The following is an 18,623-nucleotide window of genomic DNA, read 5'->3' as shown; positions in this document are numbered from 1 at the left end:
GAAAGGCAGTGTGGCCATGACAGCCGAGGTGTATTTCGTCGATGGAACCCGGACACCGTTCGGGCGTGCCGGTGAAAAGGGGATGTACTGGGGAACTCGTGCGGACGACCTGGTCGTGAAGGCGACGGTCGGCTTGCTCGAGCGCAATCCTGGGCTTCCGAAGGAGGCGGTCGACGATGTGGCGATCGCCGCCACTACGCAGTCCGGCGATCAGGGACTGACGCTCGGTCGCACAGCCGCGATCCTCGCGGGCCTGCCGAAGACGGTGCCGGGGTTCGCCATTGACCGCATGTGCGCGGGGGGCATGACGAGCGTGACCACGATGGCGTCCGCGATCGGCTTCGGCGCGTACGACGTCGCCCTCGCCGGCGGGGTCGAGCACATGGGGCGCCACCCGATGGGTCTCGACGCCGACCCGAACCCGCGCTTCCTGACCGAGAAGATCGTCGCGCAGGACGCGCTCTTCATGGGAAACACGGCGGAGAACCTGCACGACCGTTTCCCCGCCCTCACGAAGGAGCGGTCGGACTTCTACGGCATGCGCAGCCAGCAGAAGGTCGAGGCCGCATACCAGGGCGGCAAGATCCAGCCCGACCTGATCTCGGTCGCGATCAGCAGCAATGACGGCTGGGGGCTCGCCACGGAAGACGAAGGCCGTCGACCGCAGACCACCATGGAGGCTCTCGCGACCCTGAAGACTCCCTTCCGCCCGCACGGCCGCGTGACGGCGGGCAACTCGTCGCCGCTGACCGACGGTGCGACCATTTCGCTGCTTGCGAGCGGCGACGCAGTCAAGCAGTACGGTCTCACCCCGAAGATGCGACTCGTGAACTTCGGGTTCGCCGGCGTCGAGCCCGAGGTCATGGGTCTCGGCCCCGTACCGAGCACCGAGAAGGCGCTGCGCAAGGCGGGCCTGTCGATCGATGACATCGGCCTCTTCGAGCTGAACGAGGCGTTCAGCGTTCAGGTGCTCTCGTTCCTCGACCACTTCGGCATCGACGACGACGACCCCCGCGTCAACCTCTGGGGCGGTGCGATCGCGATCGGGCACCCCCTCGCGGCCTCTGGTCCTCGCCTCATGATGCAGCTCGCGCGCCAGTTCGCCGAGCACCCCGAGGTGCGCTACGGCCTGACCGCGATGTGCGTCGGCCTGGGTCAGGGCGGCTCGGTCATCTGGGAGAACCCGAACTGGAACGGCCGCTAGGCCCCCGAACTGCGATCGTACGAAAGGACGACATTCCAGATGAGCCAGGACCCTACGGCCCAGTACGTCGGCATCGACTTCACTCCCCTCCTGCAGGTGAGCGACGACGAGGTCGTGACGCATTCCTACGTGAAAGACATCCGACTTCCGAGCGGCAAGACCCTCGCCCTCATCACGCTCGACAACGGCCGTGACCACACGCGCCCGGCGACGCTCGGGCCCGCCACGCATCTCGAGCTCGCCGGTGTGCTCGACGCGCTGAAGCAGCGGGCCGCGGCCGGGGAGATCGACGCGGTCGGCATCACGGGAAAGCAGTTCATCCTCGCGGCGGGCGCCGACCTGTCGCACGTCGACGACATCCCGAGCAAGGACGCCGCGAAGCTGCTCGCCCAGCTCGGTCACTCGACGCTCGGACGCCTCGGCACGCTGGGCGTGCCGTCGTTCGCCTTCGTCAACGGGCTCGCGCTCGGCGGCGGAGTCGAGATCGGGCTCAACTCGACGTACCGCACGGTCGACTCGTCGGCCGCCGCGATCGCGCTGCCGGAGGTCTTTCTCGGCATCCTGCCCGGCTGGGGCGGAGCGACCCTGCTGCCGAATCTCATCGGCATCGAGAACGCCCTCAAGGTGGTCATCGAGAACCCGCTCAAGATGAACCAGACCCTGAAGCCGCAGCAGGCCTATGACCTCGGCATCTTCGACGCGATCTTCGGGCACGTCAACTTCCTCGAGGACTCGCTCAAGTGGGCAGACGGCGTGCTGAGCGGGTCGATCAAGGTCGACCGGAAGAACGAGCCCGGCCGCATCGAGCGCACGGTGAAGTGGCCGGTCGCCATCAAGATCGCGCGGGAGACGCTCGAGAGCCGCATCGGCACGGTCCCGAAGTCTCCGTACGCCGCGCTCGACGCTCTCGCGAAGGCGAAGGACGGCGATGTCGCGGCGGGGTTCGCGCGTGAAGACGAGTGGCTCGCCGAGCTGTTGTCGGGCGACCAGTTCGCCGCATCCATCTATGCGTTCAACCTCGTGCAGCACCGGGCCAAGAAGCCGGTCGGTGCGCCGGACAAGTCATTCGCCAAGAAGGTGACCAAGGTCGGCGTGATCGGCGCCGGTCTCATGGCGAGCCAGTTCGCGCTGCTGTTCCTGCGACGCCTCGAGGTGCCGGTCGTCATCACGGACCTCGACCAGGCACGCGTCGACAAAGGTCTCGCGTACATCCACGACGAGCTGCAGAAGCTCGCCGACAAGGGGCGTCTCAGCAATGACCAGCACAACCGGCTCAAGGCGCTGATCACCGGCACCACCGATCGCTCGCAATACGCCGACTGCGACTGGGTGATCGAGGCGGTGTTCGAAGAGCTGTCGGTCAAGCAGGACGTGTTCGCCGAGTTCGAGAAGATCGTGTCGCCCGAGACGGTGTTCGCCACGAACACTTCGTCGCTCTCCGTCGACCAGATCGGCGCAAAGCTCGAGCACCCCGAGCGTCTTGTCGGATTCCACTTCTTCAACCCGGTCGCGGTCATGCCGCTGGTCGAAGTCGTCAATGCGCCCAAGACGGACGAGGCGACGCTGGCCACAGCCATGCAGGTCGCGAAGAACCTGAAGAAGAACGCGATCATCACGACCGACTCGACCGGGTTCGTCGTCAACCGCGTGCTGGCGAAGGTCCTTGGCGAGTCGATGCGCGCCGTCGACGACGGCACGCCGTTCTCGGTGGTCGACGAGGCACTCGCCCCGCTCGGCCTGCCGATGCCGCCGTCGGTGCTGCTCGATCTCGTCGGCCTCAAGGTCGGTGCGCACGTGCTCGACACGCACCACGCCGCGTGGCCCGACCGGTTCTACCGTTCCGAGAATCTGCACCGCGTCGCCGACAACGGCCCGCTGCTCGAGAAGGACGCCAAGGGCAAGGTGAAAGGCATCAGCAAGGACGCCGAGCGCCTCGTCAAGGCGAACCTCAACCCGGGCGGCCAGCCGCACAGCAGGGAGCAGGTGCTGCAGGCCGTGCAGGACGGCTTCGCCGACGAGGTGCATCGCATGCTGGAGGAGGGCGTGGTCTCCGCGCCCGAGGACATCGACCTCGCTCTCATCCTCGGCGCCGGCTACCCGTTCCAGATGGGCGGCGTAACGCCCTATCTCGACCGGGTCGGGGCGAGCGAGCGCGTCTTCGGCGGCACCTTCCACACGCCGGTGATCGTCGGCGCGCAGACCAAGAGCAAGGCTGCGGAGCAGCTCGTCGGCTAGAACCGGCTAGAGAGTTCGTTCAACTGCGGAGGGCACCGGTATCGGTGTCCTCCGCAGCTCGTGCGCGGGGCACCTTGCTGCCGAGCACCTGCTCGACCACGTCGCGTGCGATGCGTTGAGCGGTGAGTCCGGCGTCCTCGAGGATCTGATCGCGCGACGCGTGGCCGATGAAGTCGTCAGGCAGGCCGAGTTCGTCGACAGCCGTGTCGATCCCCTCTGCACGCAGATCCTGGCGCAGCCGGGTGCCGATGCCGCCGACACGGATGCCGTCCTCGAGGCTGATCACGATGCGATACTCGGCCGACAGGTCGACGATGCTGCGCGGGATCGGCACGACCCAGCGGGGGTCGACGACCGTCGCACCGATGCCCTGCGCCTCCAGCAACTCGGCGGCGCCGAGCGCGAGACGCGCGAACGCGCCGACGCCGACGAAGAGGACGTCTTTCTGAGCCGACTCGCGCAGCACGTCGACGCCATCGTCGAGCCGGCGGAGGGCAGGCAGGTCCTCCCCCACGCTCCCCTTGGGGAAGCGCACGACCGTCGGGCCGTCCTCGACGACGACCGCCTCGGCGAGCTCTTCGCGCAACCGCGCGGCGTCGCGCGGCGCAGCGAGACGGATGCCGGGAATCAGCTGCAGCAGCGCCAGGTCCCACATGCCGTGGTGGCTCGGGCCGTCGGGGCCCGTGACCCCGGAGCTCGGCAGCACGAAGGTGACCCCGGCGTGATGCAACGCGACGTCCATCAACGCCTGATCGAACGCGCGATTCACGAAGGTCGCATACAGCGCGACGACGGGGTGCAGGCCGCCATAGGCGAGCCCGGCCGCCGAGGTCACCGCGTGCTGCTCCGCGATTCCCACGTCGTGCACGCGGGACGGATACCGCTCAGCGAGCTTGTGCAGACCGACAGAGCGCTCCATGGCGGCCGTGATCGCCACGAGACGCGGATTGTGCTCCGCGAGGGCGAGAAGCTCATCGGCGAACACCGACGGCCACGACGGGGTCGTGTCGGTGGGGGCCACGGGCACGCCCGTCGAAGGGTCGATCTGACCGACGGCGTGGAACTGATCGGCCTCATCATCGAGAGCGGGCTGATAGCCGCGCCCCTTCTGGGTGATTGCATGCACGATCACGGGTGCTCCGTAGTTCTTCGCCTGCCGCAGAGCCTCCTCCATCGCGACCACGTCGTGGCCGTTGATGGGACCGATGTACTTGATGTCAAGGTTCGAGTAGAGCTGCTCGTTGCCGGTCACCCGGGACAGGAATCCGTGCAGCGCACCGCGCATGCCCCGGTAGAGAGCCGAACTCGGCGAGCCGAACCGATCAGCCGCCTTACGCGATTTCAGGTAGAGGTCGCGGTACGTCTTCTGCGTGCGCACGCCGTTCAAGAAGCGCGCCATGCCGCCGATCGTCGGCGCGTACGAGCGGCCGTTGTCGTTGACGACGATGACGAGGTTGCGGTCGTTGTCGTCGGTGATGTTGTTGAGCGCCTCCCATGTCATGCCGCCGGTGAGCGCTCCGTCGCCGACCACGGCGACGACATGCCGCCCGGTCTGGCCCGTGACGGTGAACGCGCGGCTGATGCCGTCGGCCCAGGACAGCGAGCTGGACGCGTGGGACGACTCGACGATGTCGTGAACGGATTCCTGACGCTGGGGGTACCCCGCGAGGCCGCCGCGCTGCCGCAGCCGGCTGAAGTCCTGTCGACCGGTCAGCAGCTTGTGCACGTAGGCCTGATGCCCGGTGTCGAAGACGATCGGATCCTTCGGGCTGTCGAACACCCGGTGGATCGCGATGGTCAGCTCGACGACGCCGAGGTTGGGGCCGAGGTGGCCCCCGGTCTTCGAGACGTTCGCGATCAGGAAGTCGCGAATCTCCGCCGCGAGCTGCACGAGCTGCACTTCTGTGAGGGAGTCCAGGTCACGCGGGCTGCGGATCCGGTCGAGCAAAGACATGGTTGCAAGGCTACGCCCGGGCATCCGAGAGTCAGACGGATGCCCGGGCGTAGCGCGCCGTGCTATACCAGGCTCCGCAGCACGTACTGCAGGATCCCGCCGTTGCGGTAGTAGTCGGCTTCACCGGGCGTGTCGATGCGCACGACCGCGTCGAACTCTACGGTCTGCTTGCCCTCGGGCGAGTGCTCGCTCGGCTCAGCCGTGACGTGCACCGTCTTCGGCGTCGCCCCGTCGTTCAGCTGGGTGAGGCCGGAGATCGAAACGACCTCGGTGCCGTCGAGGCCGAGCGATTCGGCCGACTCACCCGCGGGGAACTGCAGCGGCACGACACCCATGCCGATGAGGTTCGAGCGGTGAATACGCTCGAAGCTCTCGGTGATGACGGCCTTGACGCCCAGCAGGTTCGTGCCCTTCGCGGCCCAGTCGCGGCTCGAGCCCGAGCCGTACTCCTTGCCGCCGAAGATGACGAGCGGGATCCCCTTGTCCTGGTAATTGATCGATGCGTCGTAGATGAACGACTGCGGGCCGTCCGCCTGCGTGAAGTCGCGGGTGTAGCCGCCCTCGACGCCGTCGAGCAGCTGGTTCCTCAGACGAATGTTGGCGAAGGTTCCGCGGATCATGACCTCGTGGTTGCCGCGGCGCGAGCCGTAGGAGTTGAAGTCCTTGAACTCGACACCGTGCTCACCCAGGTAACGGCCGGCCGGCGAGTCCGCCTTGATCGAGCCCGCCGGGCTGATGTGGTCGGTCGTCACCGAGTCGCCGAGCTTGGCGAGCACGCGGGCACCTGCGATGTCGGCCACCGGGGTGGTCTCGAGCGTCATGCCCTCGAAGTACGGAGGCTTGCGCACGTAGGTCGACGCGCCGTCCCACTCGAAGACGTCACCGCTCGGGGTGGGCAGGTTCTTCCAGCGGTCGTCGCCCTCGAACACCGAGGCGTACTGGCGCGTGAACATCTCGTTGTTGATCGACTCGTCGATCGTCTTCTGTACCTCGTCGGCGGCGGGCCAGATGTCCTTCAGGAAGACACCGTTGCCGTCGGCATCCGTACCCAGCGCGTCGTTCTCGAAGTCGAAGTTCATCGAGCCGGCCAGCGCGTACGCGACCACGAGGGGCGGCGACGCGAGGTAGTTCATCTTGACGTCGGGGTTGATGCGGCCCTCGAAGTTGCGGTTGCCCGAAAGCACCGCGGTCACGGCGAGGTCGTTGTCGTTGACAGCGGCGGACACCTCCTCGATGAGCGGACCCGAGTTGCCGATGCACGTCGTGCAGCCGTAGCCGACGGTGAAGAAGCCGAGGTCCTCGAGGTCCTGGGTGAGCCCGGCCTTCTCGTAGTACTCGGTGACGACGCGCGAACCCGGGGCCAACGTGGTCTTGACCCACGGCTTGGCCTTGAGACCCTTCTTGACCGCGTTACGGGCGAGCAGGCCCGCCGCGAGCATCACCGACGGGTTCGAGGTGTTGGTGCACGACGTGATCGCCGCGATCGTCACCGCGCCGTGGTCGAGCGTGTAGCTCGTGCCGTCGGCGAGCTCGACCTGCGAGGGCTTCGAGATCTTCACGGGCGCGTGGCTGACGTGGTGGTGCGAGACGCCATTGTGGGTGGTGGCACCGGCGGCGACCGGGTCGGAGGCCGGGAAGGTCTCCGCGATCGCGTCGTCGAGCTCGCTCTGATCCGATTCGTCGGCGTAGTTCGGCAGGTCCTTCTCGAACTGCTGCTTCGCGTCGCTCAGCACGATGCGGTCCTGCGGGCGCTTCGGGCCGGCGATCGACGGCACGACGGTCGACAGGTCGAGCTCGAGGTACTCCGAGTAGTCCGCCTCGTGCGACGGGTCGTGCCAGAGGTGCTGCTCTTTCGAGTACTGCTCGACGAGCGCGATCTGCTCGGCCGGGCGGCCGGTGAGGCGCAGGTAGTCGAGCGTGACGTCGTCGATCGGGAAGATCGCCGCCGTCGACCCGAACTCCGGGCTCATGTTGCCGATCGTGGCGCGGTTGGCGAGCGGCACCGCGCCGACGCCCTCGCCGTAGAACTCGACGAACTTGCCGACGACGCCGTGCTTGCGGAGCATGTCGGTGATCGTGAGGACAACGTCGGTCGCCGTGACACCGGTCGGGATCTGGCCGGTCAGCTTGAAGCCGACGACCTTCGGGATCAGCATCGAGACGGGCTGGCCGAGCATGGCGGCCTCGGCCTCGATGCCGCCGACGCCCCAGCCCAGCACGCCGAGTCCGTTGACCATCGTCGTGTGCGAGTCGGTGCCGACGAGCGTGTCGGGGTATGCCTGGAGGACGCCGTCGACCTCGCGGGTGAACGTGACGCGCGCCAGGTACTCGATGTTCACCTGGTGCACGATGCCGGTGCCCGGCGGGACGACCTTGAAGTCGTCGAACGCCGTCTGGCCCCATCGCAGGAACTGGTACCGCTCGCCGTTGCGCTCGTACTCGATCTCGACGTTGCGCTCGAACGCGTCCGCGCGCCCGAACAGGTCGGCGATGACGGAGTGGTCGATGACCATCTCGGCCGGCGCGAGCGGGTTGATCTTCTTCGGGTCACCGCCGAGAGCGGCAACGGCCTCACGCATGGTGGCGAGGTCGACGATGCAGGGCACGCCGGTGAAGTCCTGCATGACGACGCGCGCCGGGGTGAACTGGATCTCGGTGTCGGGCTCTGCGCTCGGCACCCAGTCGCCCAGGGCCGTGATCTGATCGCCCGTCACGTTCGCACCGTCTTCGGTGCGCAGCAGGTTCTCGAGCAGGATCTTGAGGCTGAACGGCAGCTTCTCGTAACCGGGAACGCTGTCTACGCGAAAGATCTCGTAGTCGGTGCCCCCGACCGCGAGCGTCGATTTCGCGCCGAAGCTGTTGACTGCTGACACGGGGTCGGCCTCCTTGGCGAACTAGTGAATTTATCTTGACGTCGAGATAACTCTACCAGCGTCTGCTATTTCGCAGACGTTGACGGATCGGATGCTGTGGCGCCGCCGCGAGGGTACACACCGCGCACCAACAGCCAGGTTACGAGCAGAACGGGCACATAGAGCGGAACACCCATCACGAGGTGTGCGATGGCGAGGGCCGCCGTGTTGTCGGCGAGGAACATCGGCACCTGGACGACGAGCCGCGCCGCGAAGAGCGCGACCCAGATCAGGGTCGTGACGACCGCGACGCGGTAGTGCGGCTTGCTCGCGCGCCACTTGACGCCCTCGCCGTAGAGGTAGCCCACGGCGATGCCGATGATGGGCCAGCGCACGAAGACGGAGATGAGGAATGCCACCCCGTACAGCGCGTCGATGCCGAGCCCGAGCAGGAAATTGTTCGCTGGGCGATTGGTCGCGATCGCGAGGATCGCGCTGGCGCCCACACCGATCAGGCCCGCGACCGCCTGGGTTGCGTTCTCGCGTGCGACGAGGCGCCAGATCGTGAACACGAGAGCGATGAGAACAGACGCACCGAGCGCGATCGGAACGGCCGCGTTCGGAAGCGGAACCAGCAGCGCAGTGAAGAGGACGATGAAGGCGAGGCCGGGCAGCACCGATTCGCAGACGCCGCGCACTCCGCCCATCGCGGTAAGGAGGGCCGCTCCGTTAGGGGCCTGGCCGGCCGCAGCTGCACTCAGGCCGGTGTTCTTCGCCGCTGCGGCGCCGAGCGCGTCGCTCAGGCTCGGGCGCGACGCATCCGTCTCGTGGTTGCGTTCGCGATCGCTCATCAGGCGCCGGGTGCCGCGGGCGTCGGCGGCATCGTCAGAGGAATGAGGTCTCGCGGCGGCATCGGCACCGAGCCGCGCACCACGACGATGCTGCGGAACAGATCCTCCACCGCGCTCGCGGCCTCCGGATTGACGGCCGCCTCACCCGAGATCACGCCGCGCAGGAACCAGCGCGGACCGTCGACCCCGACGAACCGCGCAATGCGGGTCTCCCCTGGCGCCGCACCCACGACGGGCATCTCTGCAACGAGCTCGGGACCGAACACCCCGTCGCGCTCACTCGAGCGGCCGCCCTGGGCTGCGACCTGATCGGCGATCTGCGCGCGGATCTCGTGCCACAGGCCGCTCGAGCGCGGGGCGGCGAACGGCTGTACCTGCACGGTCGAGCCCGCGTAGTCGAGAGCCACCGCGACGACGCGCTGCGACTCCTCCTCGATCTCGAGGCGCAGGTGCAGGCCCTCGCGCGGAAGAACCTTCACGCCCCCGAGGTCGATATAAGGGCGGACGGGATTCGCCTCGCTGTCGTCGAGGGGACCCTCCGTCTCGCGATCCTCCGGAGCCGACTTCTCCAAGTCGACGGGCTCGATGTCGCTCACGCGCGCTCTCCTTCGAATGTGGTCTCGTTGGCGGCCGACCGGGCCGCGTAGCCCGTCGAGCCGAAGCCGCCCGTACCGCGCACGCTTTCGGGCAGCCGGTCGACCGGGACGAAAACCGCCCGGGCCACCGGAACGAGGACGAGCTGTGCGATGCGGTCGCCCACGGCGATCTCGTACGGCTCGGTGGTGTCGGTGTTCAGCAGCGTGACCCTGATCTCGCCTCGATAGCCCGCGTCGACGGTTCCCGGTGAGTTCACGACCGTGATGCCGTGGCGCGCGGCGAGGCCGCTGCGCGGGACGACGAAGCCGGCGTAACCTTCGGGCAGGGCAACGGCTACGCCCGTGCCCACCGTCACTCGCTCACCTGGGCCGAGGCGTGCGGCATCGGTGGACGTCAGATCAGCCCCGGCGTCGCCGGCGTGTGCGTAAACGGGTGCGGCGGCGGCGATGATCGGCACGTCGACGTTTTCGGTCACGGCAAGAGGCTAGTGCAGAAAGCTGTCAGGGATTCTCGTGGTGGGATTGACCTATGAGCCTGTTCCGCGAGCGGCTGTACGCCGCGCCTTGGTTGTTCGTCGCGTGTGCACTGATCATGCCAGCGACCCTCGCCATCTTCTGGCCCATCAACCTGACGGTGGGCATCGTGCTCGCGATCGTGCTCTACGTCGTGATCGTCGCGCTGCTGGTGGGGTTCTCGCCCGTGCTTGAGGTGACGGAAGCCGAATTCCGCGCCGGGCGCGCGAATGTCGAGCTCGAGTTCATCGGCACCGTGCAGTCGTTCACCGGGACCGAGGCGACGCTCGAGCGGGGCCAGCGCCTGGACGCGCGAGCATGGCTGCTCCTGCGCGGATCGCTGCCGATCGTCAAGGTGCCGATCCTCGATGCCGCAGACCCGGTGCCCTACTGGATCATCTCGACCCGTCGCCCCCGCGAGCTCGCGGCGGCGCTGAACGGCGATCGGCGCCGATCAGCCATCACCGAATAGCGAAAGCCCCCGGTCGATACCGGGGGCTGATTCGTCTTTGAGTGCCGTTGGATCCGCAGTCGCTCGGTCTAAGCGGCGCACTCCATGCAGATCGGACCGAGCTTCGTCTCGTGATCCAACTGGGAGCGGTGCTTCACGAGGAAGCAGCTCACGCAGGTGAATTCATCAGCCTGCGGCGGCAGGACGACGACATCGAGGTCGAGGTCCGAGAGATCGGCACCCTGCAGCTCGAAGCTGCCCGGGTTGTCGGGGTCTTCGTCGATGACGGCGGCGGACTTGTCCGGGACCCGCTCCTTCAGCGCCTCGATTGATTCGGATTCGTCGTCATTCTTCCTTGGCGCGTCGTAATCGGTTGCCATGCCCATCCACTTCTGAAATTGCCCGCCGATCAGCATGATCGGCGGCGATAGTATGCATCACCGATTTCGGATTATCAAACCGATTCGGATGGTGCCGCGGTGCGCTCGGGGAAACTCGCGGCACGCCCGCGTTATTCCCTTGTCTCGCGCGTTCCGCATGGCATTCTGGCGACGTTCCCGTAACGGGTCGGAAGGCGAAGATCATCATGCAGGAACTGAAGGTCATCGGAGTAGAAGAAGGCGCGCTGCTCGCGGCGAGCGACCACGGCGATCGCTATCGCATTGCGATCGACGAGGTCGCGCTGACGAAGCTGCGCCGTCTCAAGGCCGATGAATCCGCCTCCGGTGTGCGCATCTCGCCGCGCGAGATCCAGGCGCACATTCGCGGCGGCCTCTCCGCAGAAGACGTCGCCGAGCTGACCGGGGCGTCGCTCGAGTACGTGCAGCGCTTCGAGGGCCCGATCATCGCCGAGCGCGAGCACGTGGTCGCGCAGGCGCTTGCCGTCGCTGTTCACGTGCCGGCCGATGTCGACGTGCTCGGTGACAACGCCACCTTCGGCGGCGCGATCCGTGACCGCCTGGCCTCGCTCAACGCGACGGGCGAGCGCTGGGCGAGCTGGCGTGAAGAAGACGGCGGCTGGATCGTGAAGCTTGCATTCACGGCAGACGACATCGACCATGATGCCCGCTGGAACTACGAACCGCGCAAAGCACATCTGGTCCCCGCGAACGCCGAGGCCAGCACGCTCTCGCAGCAGGGCGAGCTGCCGCCAACCGGGCTGATTCCGCGCTTGCGTGCCGTCACCCCGCTCGTTCACGACGAGACGCGCTTCGACTCCGGTCAGTTCGACTTCGCCGAGCCCCGACGTCAGGAGCCGACGACAGCTTCTGCGGCGCCGGCACCGGCAGCTGCGACGGCCCAGCAGTCCGCTCCGAAGCCGTTCGGCGCGATCAAGCGCGCGGACGACGGCGAGCCCAAAGACGTGCACAACACCGCCGACCTCCTTGAGGCGCTCCGTCGGCGCCGCGGCGAACGCGATGCCGCAACGACGATCCACGACTCACAGCCGCTCGAACTCGACCTCGGCGTCGATGACGAGCCCGTCGAGCAACCGGGCGCATCGGCGCCTGAGCAGGGCGCCCCGTCCGTTTCGACGCCCGCTGCGAGATTCAGCGCGCGCGACACCGGGCCCCTCGGCACCCGCGGCTCGTCCCGCCGCAGCGGGCGTGCGTCGATGCCGAGTTGGGACGAGATCGTCTTCGGCGCGCGCGGCGACGATGACACGTCGGCCTAGCGGGCGAGCAGCACGGTCAGGCCGCGAACGCGCCGAAGCCGATGAGCGGGACGTTGAGCTCGTCGGCGCTGAACGACCCGTGCTGGCCGACCATGGCCACGGCGCGCTCGGCCGCAGTGCGCCCGTCGTAGTACGCGACCTGCGCCCGGGCGGCGACGAATACGTGCCCGAGGCGCGGCAGCACATCGTCGTCGACGCCGTTCGGGCCGAACCATCCCGCAGCGACGGCCTGGTCGCGTGTGGCGATCCACGCGCGCTCTCCCTCTGCGGCCTGCCACGCGCGCGCAAGGCCCTGGATGTCGCCGTCGCTCGCGCCCGGCTCGAGGTGCAGTTGCACGCAGCGATAGTCGCCCGCCACATGGCGCACTCCGGCGATCAGCTCGGCCTCCTGGTCGAAGAAGAGCCGCCCGGACGGCTGCACGTCAACCATTCCGTGATCGGCCGTCAGCAGAGCGCCCCGGGTCCGTCCGAGGCCGCGCTCGAGCTCGGCCATGCCCGCGTCGAGCTCCTCGAGCGCGTTCGTCCACTCCGGCGACTGCCAGCCGGTGGCGTGCGCCGCCATGTCGAGCTCGGGAACGTACACGAAGACGAGCGCTCGGCCCTGCCTGGCGAGTGAGACGGCCGCAGACATCCGGTCGGAGATCGACTTGGCCGAGACGTATTCGGCCCCGCGATGCACTGCCTGCGTGAGGCGCGTGTCGGCATAACGGGCCTGGCCGACGAGATATGAGCGGATGCCCGAGCCCGCGTAGCGTTCGAACAGGGTCGGCAGCCGCTGCCACACGGCCGGATCGGGGTCGGTCTTCCAGCCGCTGAGGTGGTTGAACACGCGATCCGTCGACGGATCCACGGCTTCGTACGCGGTGATGCCGTGCTGCCCCGGGTACGCGCCTGTGCAGAGGGTCGCGAGGGCGGCGGCTGTCGTCGTCGGGAATCCGCTCTCGATCGTCGTCGTCTTGTTGAGCCGCGGCGCGATCGTGCGTGCGTGACCGGCTCGCGCCTTGAGCGGCAGCGCTCCGAGCCCGTCGGCGAGCACGACGACCGCGCCGTCGACCGGCTCGAGCGGCAACTGCGGCTCGCCGCGGTCGAGTGCGGCGAAGCAACTGGAGAGCACGGCGGCGAGGCTCATGGAACGCGAATAGGCAGTCGGTAGCATCGCCATGCGCCCAGAGTAGTAAAGGTTCCGATGACCCCAGCAGACCGCACTCCCCCCGACGAGATCGCCGAGCGGATCGAAGACGTCGACGTCGCGGCCGAGATGCAGGGGTCGTACCTCGAGTACGCGTATTCGGTCATCTACGCTCGCGCGCTCCCCGATGCGCGCGATGGTCTCAAGCCGGTGCAGCGGCGCATCCTGTACATGATGAGCGAGATGGGCCTCCGGCCCGATCGTGGTCACGTGAAATCGGCGCGTGTCACCGGCGAGGTGATGGGCAAGCTGCACCCCCATGGCGACGGTGCGATTTACGACGCGCTCGTGCGAATGGCGCAGGACTTCACTCTGCGAGTGCCTCTCGTCGACGGCCACGGCAACTTCGGCTCGCTCGACGACGGACCGGCCGCCGCGCGCTACACGGAGGCTCGTCTGGCCGCGGTTGCGCTCGAGATGGTCGCAGACATCGACGAGGACACCGTTGATTTCCAGCCCAACTACGACTCGTCGCAGCAGGAGCCCGCCGTGCTGCCGGCGGCGATCCCCAATCTGCTGGTGAACGGCGCGAGCGGCATCGCGGTCGGCATGGCGACGAACATGGCGCCGCACAACCTGATCGAGGTCGTCGGCGCCGCGAAGCACCTGCTCGAGAACCCTGACGCGTCGCTGGACGAGCTGATGGCATACGTGCCCGGCCCCGATCTGCCGGGCGGGGGAACGATCGTGGGGCTCGCAGGCATCCGCGAGGCCTACGAGACCGGGCGCGGCACCTTCCGCACCCGGGCCAAGGTGCGCGTCGAGCAGCTCACCGCGCGCAAGTCCGGGCTCGTGATCACGGAGCTGCCCTATCTCATCGGCCCCGAGAAGGTGATCGAGAAGATCAAGGACGGGGTGAATTCGAAGAAGCTGCAGGGAATCGCCGACGTCACCGACCTCTCGGACCGGCAGCACGGCCTCCGTCTCGTCGTCGGCATCAAGACGGGGTTCAATCCCGACGCCGTGCTCGAGCAGATCTACAAGTTCACTCCCCTCGAGGACGGGTTCGCGATCAACAACGTCGCGCTCGTCGAGGGCGGCCCGCAGACGCTGGGGCTGCACGACCTGCTGCGGGTCTACCTCGATCACCGCATCGATGTCGTCACGAGGCGCTCCCGGTTCCGGCTGGCTCGCCGGCAGGAGCGCCTGCACCTCGTCGAGGGACTGCTCGTCGCGATCCTCGACATCGACGAGGTGATCCAGCTGATCCGCACCTCGGACGACTCGGCCGAGGCGTCGGGGCGGCTGCAGCAGGTGTTCGACCTGTCGCAGGTGCAGGCCGAGTACATCCTCGAACTCCGGCTGCGTCGGCTCACGAAGTTCAGCCGCATCGAGCTCGAGACGGAGCAGGCAGAGCTGCAGCGCGAGATCGCCGAGCTTGAGGCGATCCTCGCTTCGCCCGCACGGATTCGGGCCGTCGTCGCCGAGGAGCTCGACGACGTCGCCGAGCGCTTCGGCACGCCGCGCCGCACGCTGCTCACCGAGGCGAAGGCGTCGATCGCCTCGGTCGGCGCCAAGAAGTCGGCGACATTCGCGGGGCCCGCGCTCGAGATCGCTGATGCTCCCGCGATCGTCTACCTGTCGACCACGGGGCGGGCCGTGCGCGTCGATCTTGCGGAGGGCGCACCGGCACCGGCGGTCGCGCCCCGCCGTTCGAAGCATGACGCGGTGATCTCGGCACTCGCGACGACGAGTCGCGCTGAGATCGGCGCGGTGACGAACCGTGGACGACTCATCCGCTTCTCCCCCGTCGATCTGCCGGTCGTGCCGGTCAACTCGATCCACCTCGCCGCGGGGGCGCGGATCGCCGAGTATGTCGGCGGTCTCGGCAAGGGCGAGCGCGTGCTCGGCATCGTGTCGCTTGCAGCAGATGCCGAGCCGATCGCGCTCGGCACCGCACAGGGCGTCGTGAAGCGCGTCGCGCCCGGCGGGTGGCCGAACCGGCCGGACTTCGAACTGATCGCGCTCAAGCAAGGGGACGAGGTCATGGGCGTGGCCCATGCCGCGGCGGATCGCGAGCTGGTGTTCGCGGCATCCGATGCTCAGCTGCTGCACTTCGCGGCGTCGGCTGTGCGCCCGCAGGGCGCGGCGGCCGGCGGCATGGCAGGCATCAACCTCGGCCAAGGGGCGCGAGCGATCGGATTCTTCGTGCTGGACCCTGCTGACGAGAACGTCGTCGTGACCGTCTCAGTACCTGCCGGGACGCTGCCGGGGGCCGACCCCGGCCGTGGCAAGATCTCGGCGTTCAGCGAGTTCCCCGCTAAGGGGCGGGCGACGGGCGGCGTGCGCGCGCACGCGTTCTTGAAGGGCGACGGCGTTCTGGCACTCGCGTGGGCCGGCCCGAAGCCGCCGCGCGCCGTCGGGTCGGACGGCTCTGCCCGTCAGCTGCCGGACACGCTGTCGAAGAGGGACGCAAGCGGCACGCCGCTCGACAGCGTCGTCTCCGCAGTCGGTACGGCGGTCGGTGCGGAACGCCTGGCTCTGCCTGCCGTGACCTCCGCGCCACTCTCCGGCGACGGGGACGACACGCTGTTCTGACACAGAGAAAGGGCCAGGCAACTGCCTGGCCCTTACGTCTCACTGTCGTGATCAGTGCTGCGCGACTTACGCGCGGGACTCCTCGAGGAGTCGAGCGGACTCATCGTGCCAGCTCTCGGCGACTGCCTCCAGCTTCTCCTGATGCTTCTTGGCGTGGTGCGCGCAGAACAGCAGCTCGGTGCCGTTGACTGTGACGCGCACGTACGCCTGCGCGCCACATGCATCACAGCGGTCGGCCGCCGTCAGCTGCGGCTCAGCGCGGAGGTCGTCGGTCGGGGTGGTGTTGAACGACATTACGAGTACCTCCTACGTATCGAACCGCTTATCGTCGAACTCGAACCAGTGAAACACGCCGGCCCGACAATCGGTGCTTTGCGGCCGGGCATTTCGCTCCCGGCGTACGCCGCACCACAGGGTGTCATCAGGCTCTAGAGTCTTCCGGTTCATAGGGTGTAACGCGTGGCAACGTCGGATTATTCTGCCCGGCACCTGTCGGTGCTCGAGGGACTCGAAGCGGTGCGCAAGCGCCCGGGCATGTACATCGGCTCGACTGACGAGCGCGGCCTGATGCACTGCCTGTGGGAGATCATCGACAACTCGGTCGACGAGGCGCTCTCCGGCCACGGCGACCGCATCGAAGTGATCCTCCACCCTGACGACAGCGTCGAGGTGGGCGATCACGCGCGCGGCATTCCCGTCGACATCGAGCCGAAGACCGGACTGAGCGGTGTGGAGGTCGTCTTCACCAAGCTGCATGCCGGGGGCAAGTTCGGCGGCGGCTCCTACGCAGCATCGGGCGGCCTGCACGGCGTCGGCGCATCCGTGGTCAACGCGCTGTCCGAGCGGCTCGACGTCGAGGTCGACCGCGACGGCAAGACCTGGGCGATGAGCTTCCACCGTGGCGAGCCGGGCATCTTCGACGACCGGGGCGGCGAGCCGACGCCGGACGCATCGTTCACTCCGTTCGTCGCGGGCAGTGAGCTCCGCGTCGTGGGCAAGGTCGCAAAGGCGAAGACCGGTACACGCATCCGCTATTGGGCCGATCGGCAGATCTTCGGGCGTGACGCGACATTCCAGCCCGACGGCCTCATCGCCCGCGCTCGCCAGACCGCGTTCCTCGTCCCTGGGCTGGCCATCACGATCGACGATCGGCGTGCTGAGTCGGCAGGCGGCACCGGCGAGACGGCCGAGTTCCGGTTCGACGGCGGAATCTCGCAGTTCGCCGAGTATCTCGCGCCCGATTCGGGAGTCACGGACACGTGGCGAATCACCGGCGAGGGCCACTTCACGGAGACCGTGCCAGTTCTCAATGAGAGCGGCAACATGGTGCCGACCGATGTCAAGCGCAACTGCGAGGTCGACATCGCGGTGCGCTGGGGCACGGGCTACGAGACAGTGATGAAGAGCTTCGTCAATATCATCGCGACGCCGAAGGGCGGCAGCCACCAGACGGGCTTCGAGCAAGGGCTGATGAAGTTCTTCCGCGCGCAGTTCGAACAGAACGCGCGCCGGCTCAAGATCGCCGCGAACGAGAAGCTCGAGAAGGACGACCTGCTCGCCGGCCTCACCGCCGTGCTCACGGTGCGGCTGCCCGAGCCTCAGTTCGAGGGGCAGACCAAAGAGGTGCTGGGTACGCCGGCCGTGCGGAACATCGTCGCCAACGTTCTCGCGAAGGGGCTCGGCGAGCGGTTCTCGTCGACGAAGAGAGACGACAAGGCCCAGGCATCCGCTGTGCTCGAGAAGCTCGTGTCCGAGATGAAGTCGCGGATCTCGGCCCGCGCTCATAAAGAGACGCAGCGGCGCAAGAACGCGCTGGAGAGCTCGACGCTGCCGGCCAAGCTGGTCGATTGCCGGTCGACCAACGTCGCGCAGACCGAGCTGTTCATCGTCGAGGGCGACTCTGCCCTCGGCACCGCGCGCCGCGGCCGTGACAGCGAGTATCAGGCGCTGTTGCCGATCCGGGGGAAGATCCTCAACGTGCAGCGCGCGTCTGTGTCGGACATGCTGTCCAACGCCGAATGCGCCGCGATCATTCAGGTGATCGGTGCCGGGTCCGGCCGCACCTTCGACCTCGAAGCGGCCCGCTACGGCAAGGTCATCATCATGTCGGATGCCGATGTCGACGGCGCTCACATTCGCACCCTGCTCTTGACGCTGTTCTTCCGCTACATGCGGCCGATGGTTGAAGAGGGGCGCGTGTTCGCGGCCGTGCCGCCGTTGCACCGAGTCCAGACGAACGGCCGCGGCTCCCGCGCTTCCGAGACGATCTACACCTACTCCGAGGCCGAGCTGCACGCGGTGCTCGCGGACCTCAAGAAGCGCAATGTGAGCTGGAAGGACCCGATCCAGCGCTATAAGGGGCTCGGTGAGATGGACGCCGATCAGCTCGCGACGACGACCATGGACCGAGCGCATCGCATGCTTCGTCGCGTGCGGGTATCAGACGCAGAGGCTGCCGCCAAGGTCTTCGAGATGCTCATGGGCAACGACGTCGCCCCGCGGCGCGAGTTCATCGTCGACAACTCCGAGACCCTGTCGCGCGACCAGATCGACGCCTAGCGTCGT

The 18,623-nt window shown here is 67.6% G+C and carries 14 protein-coding genes; 6 read left to right on the top strand and 8 right to left on the bottom strand.

Translation table 11 applies throughout. The features are described 5' to 3' along the window. The first annotated feature begins 16 nt into the window (after positions 1–16). Both ACFOYW_RS14015 and ACFOYW_RS14010 read left to right on the top strand, forming a co-directional pair. Positions 17–1,204 carry a thiolase family protein gene (locus ACFOYW_RS14015; protein WP_390230090.1) on the top strand — a complete coding sequence of 396 codons (1,188 nt, stop codon included), beginning with the start codon at positions 17–19 and terminating at the stop codon, positions 1,202–1,204. A gap of 39 nt (positions 1,205–1,243) precedes the next feature. Further along, on the top strand, positions 1,244–3,439 hold the full coding sequence (locus tag ACFOYW_RS14010) for a 3-hydroxyacyl-CoA dehydrogenase NAD-binding domain-containing protein (RefSeq protein ID WP_390230088.1): 2,196 nt from the start codon (positions 1,244–1,246) through the stop codon (positions 3,437–3,439). A 19-nt stretch (positions 3,440–3,458) separates the two neighbouring features. Here ACFOYW_RS14010 and dxs read toward each other — a convergent pair whose 3' ends face one another. From dxs to dut, 5 genes are all read right to left on the bottom strand, one after another. Beyond that, positions 3,459–5,393 carry a 1-deoxy-D-xylulose-5-phosphate synthase gene (gene dxs / locus ACFOYW_RS14005; protein WP_390230085.1) on the bottom strand — a complete coding sequence of 645 codons (1,935 nt, stop codon included), beginning with the start codon at positions 5,391–5,393 and terminating at the stop codon, positions 3,459–3,461. 62 nt (positions 5,394–5,455) lie between these two features. After that, the gene (acnA, locus tag ACFOYW_RS14000) at positions 5,456–8,266 is read right to left on the bottom strand and encodes an aconitate hydratase AcnA (RefSeq protein WP_390230082.1); all 2,811 of its coding nucleotides are present in this window, start codon (positions 8,264–8,266) and stop codon (positions 5,456–5,458) included. A gap of 65 nt (positions 8,267–8,331) precedes the next feature. Further along, a complete protein-coding gene (locus ACFOYW_RS13995) occupies positions 8,332–9,096 on the bottom strand; it encodes a DUF3159 domain-containing protein (RefSeq protein WP_390230079.1) in 765 nt (254 codons plus the stop codon). Then, complete coding sequence (locus ACFOYW_RS13990) at positions 9,096–9,692, bottom strand: DUF3710 domain-containing protein (RefSeq protein ID WP_390230076.1); 597 nt, start codon at positions 9,690–9,692, stop codon at positions 9,096–9,098. The genes ACFOYW_RS13995 and ACFOYW_RS13990 overlap by 1 nt, the downstream gene beginning before the upstream one ends. Further along, positions 9,689–10,168: a dUTP diphosphatase gene (dut, locus tag ACFOYW_RS13985; RefSeq protein WP_390230074.1), complete on the bottom strand. Its 480-nt coding sequence runs from the start codon at positions 10,166–10,168 to the stop codon at positions 9,689–9,691. The genes ACFOYW_RS13990 and dut overlap by 4 nt, the downstream gene beginning before the upstream one ends. Positions 10,169–10,221: 53 nt before the next feature. On the opposite strand from dut, the gene ACFOYW_RS13980 reads away from it, so the two are divergent. Beyond that, positions 10,222–10,677 carry a DUF3093 domain-containing protein gene (locus ACFOYW_RS13980; protein ID WP_390230071.1) on the top strand — a complete coding sequence of 152 codons (456 nt, stop codon included), beginning with the start codon at positions 10,222–10,224 and terminating at the stop codon, positions 10,675–10,677. 68 nt (positions 10,678–10,745) lie between these two features. Here the strand turns inward: ACFOYW_RS13980 and ACFOYW_RS13975 are convergent, their stop codons facing one another. Then, a complete protein-coding gene (locus tag ACFOYW_RS13975; protein WP_390231395.1) occupies positions 10,746–11,036 on the bottom strand; it encodes a DUF4193 domain-containing protein in 291 nt (96 codons plus the stop codon). 206 nt (positions 11,037–11,242) lie between these two features. Here ACFOYW_RS13975 and sepH point away from each other — a divergent pair, with 206 nt between their 5' ends. Then, positions 11,243–12,331: a septation protein SepH gene (gene sepH / locus ACFOYW_RS13970; protein WP_390230068.1), complete on the top strand. Its 1,089-nt coding sequence runs from the start codon at positions 11,243–11,245 to the stop codon at positions 12,329–12,331. 16 nt (positions 12,332–12,347) lie between these two features. Here the strand turns inward: sepH and ACFOYW_RS13965 are convergent, their stop codons facing one another. Further along, a complete protein-coding gene (locus tag ACFOYW_RS13965) occupies positions 12,348–13,493 on the bottom strand; it encodes an alkaline phosphatase family protein (RefSeq protein WP_390230065.1) in 1,146 nt (381 codons plus the stop codon). A 24-nt stretch (positions 13,494–13,517) separates the two neighbouring features. Between ACFOYW_RS13965 and ACFOYW_RS13960 the strand changes: the two genes are divergently transcribed. After that, positions 13,518–16,058, top strand: coding sequence for a DNA gyrase/topoisomerase IV subunit A (locus ACFOYW_RS13960; RefSeq protein WP_390230062.1), 2,541 nt, complete (start codon positions 13,518–13,520; stop codon positions 16,056–16,058). Between the two features lie 66 nt (positions 16,059–16,124). On the opposite strand, the gene ACFOYW_RS13955 is transcribed toward ACFOYW_RS13960, so the two are convergent. Further along, entirely contained in the window at positions 16,125–16,352 is a 228-nt protein-coding gene (locus ACFOYW_RS13955) for a DUF7455 domain-containing protein (RefSeq protein WP_390230059.1), read from the bottom strand. Positions 16,353–16,517: 165 nt separating this feature from the next. Here ACFOYW_RS13955 and ACFOYW_RS13950 point away from each other — a divergent pair, with 165 nt between their 5' ends. Continuing rightward, the gene (locus ACFOYW_RS13950; protein WP_390230057.1) at positions 16,518–18,617 is read left to right on the top strand and encodes a DNA gyrase/topoisomerase IV subunit B; all 2,100 of its coding nucleotides are present in this window, start codon (positions 16,518–16,520) and stop codon (positions 18,615–18,617) included. The last annotated feature ends 6 nt before the right edge of the window (positions 18,618–18,623 follow it).

The organism is Gryllotalpicola reticulitermitis, from assembly GCF_042651345.1.
Classification (GTDB): Bacteria; Actinomycetota; Actinomycetes; order Actinomycetales; family Microbacteriaceae; genus Gryllotalpicola; species Gryllotalpicola reticulitermitis.
This window is presented reverse-complemented; position numbering and strand designations above follow the sequence as displayed.

Coding starts and splice junctions, on each gene's coding strand:
- ACFOYW_RS13955 (WP_390230059.1), bottom strand. CDS start 16,352: ATGTCGTTCAACACCACCCCGACCGACGACCTCCGCGCTGAGCCGCAG.
- ACFOYW_RS13960 (WP_390230062.1), top strand. CDS start 13,518: ATGACCCCAGCAGACCGCACTCCCCCCGACGAGATCGCCGAGCGGATC.
- sepH (WP_390230068.1), top strand. CDS start 11,243: ATGCAGGAACTGAAGGTCATCGGAGTAGAAGAAGGCGCGCTGCTCGCG.
- ACFOYW_RS13975 (WP_390231395.1), bottom strand. CDS start 11,036: ATGGCAACCGATTACGACGCGCCAAGGAAGAATGACGACGAATCCGAA.
- dxs (WP_390230085.1), bottom strand. CDS start 5,393: ATGTCTTTGCTCGACCGGATCCGCAGCCCGCGTGACCTGGACTCCCTC.
- ACFOYW_RS13965 (WP_390230065.1), bottom strand. CDS start 13,493: ATGGCGATGCTACCGACTGCCTATTCGCGTTCCATGAGCCTCGCCGCC.
- ACFOYW_RS14015 (WP_390230090.1), top strand. CDS start 17: ATGACAGCCGAGGTGTATTTCGTCGATGGAACCCGGACACCGTTCGGG.
- ACFOYW_RS14010 (WP_390230088.1), top strand. CDS start 1,244: ATGAGCCAGGACCCTACGGCCCAGTACGTCGGCATCGACTTCACTCCC.
- ACFOYW_RS13980 (WP_390230071.1), top strand. CDS start 10,222: ATGAGCCTGTTCCGCGAGCGGCTGTACGCCGCGCCTTGGTTGTTCGTC.
- ACFOYW_RS13995 (WP_390230079.1), bottom strand. CDS start 9,096: ATGAGCGATCGCGAACGCAACCACGAGACGGATGCGTCGCGCCCGAGC.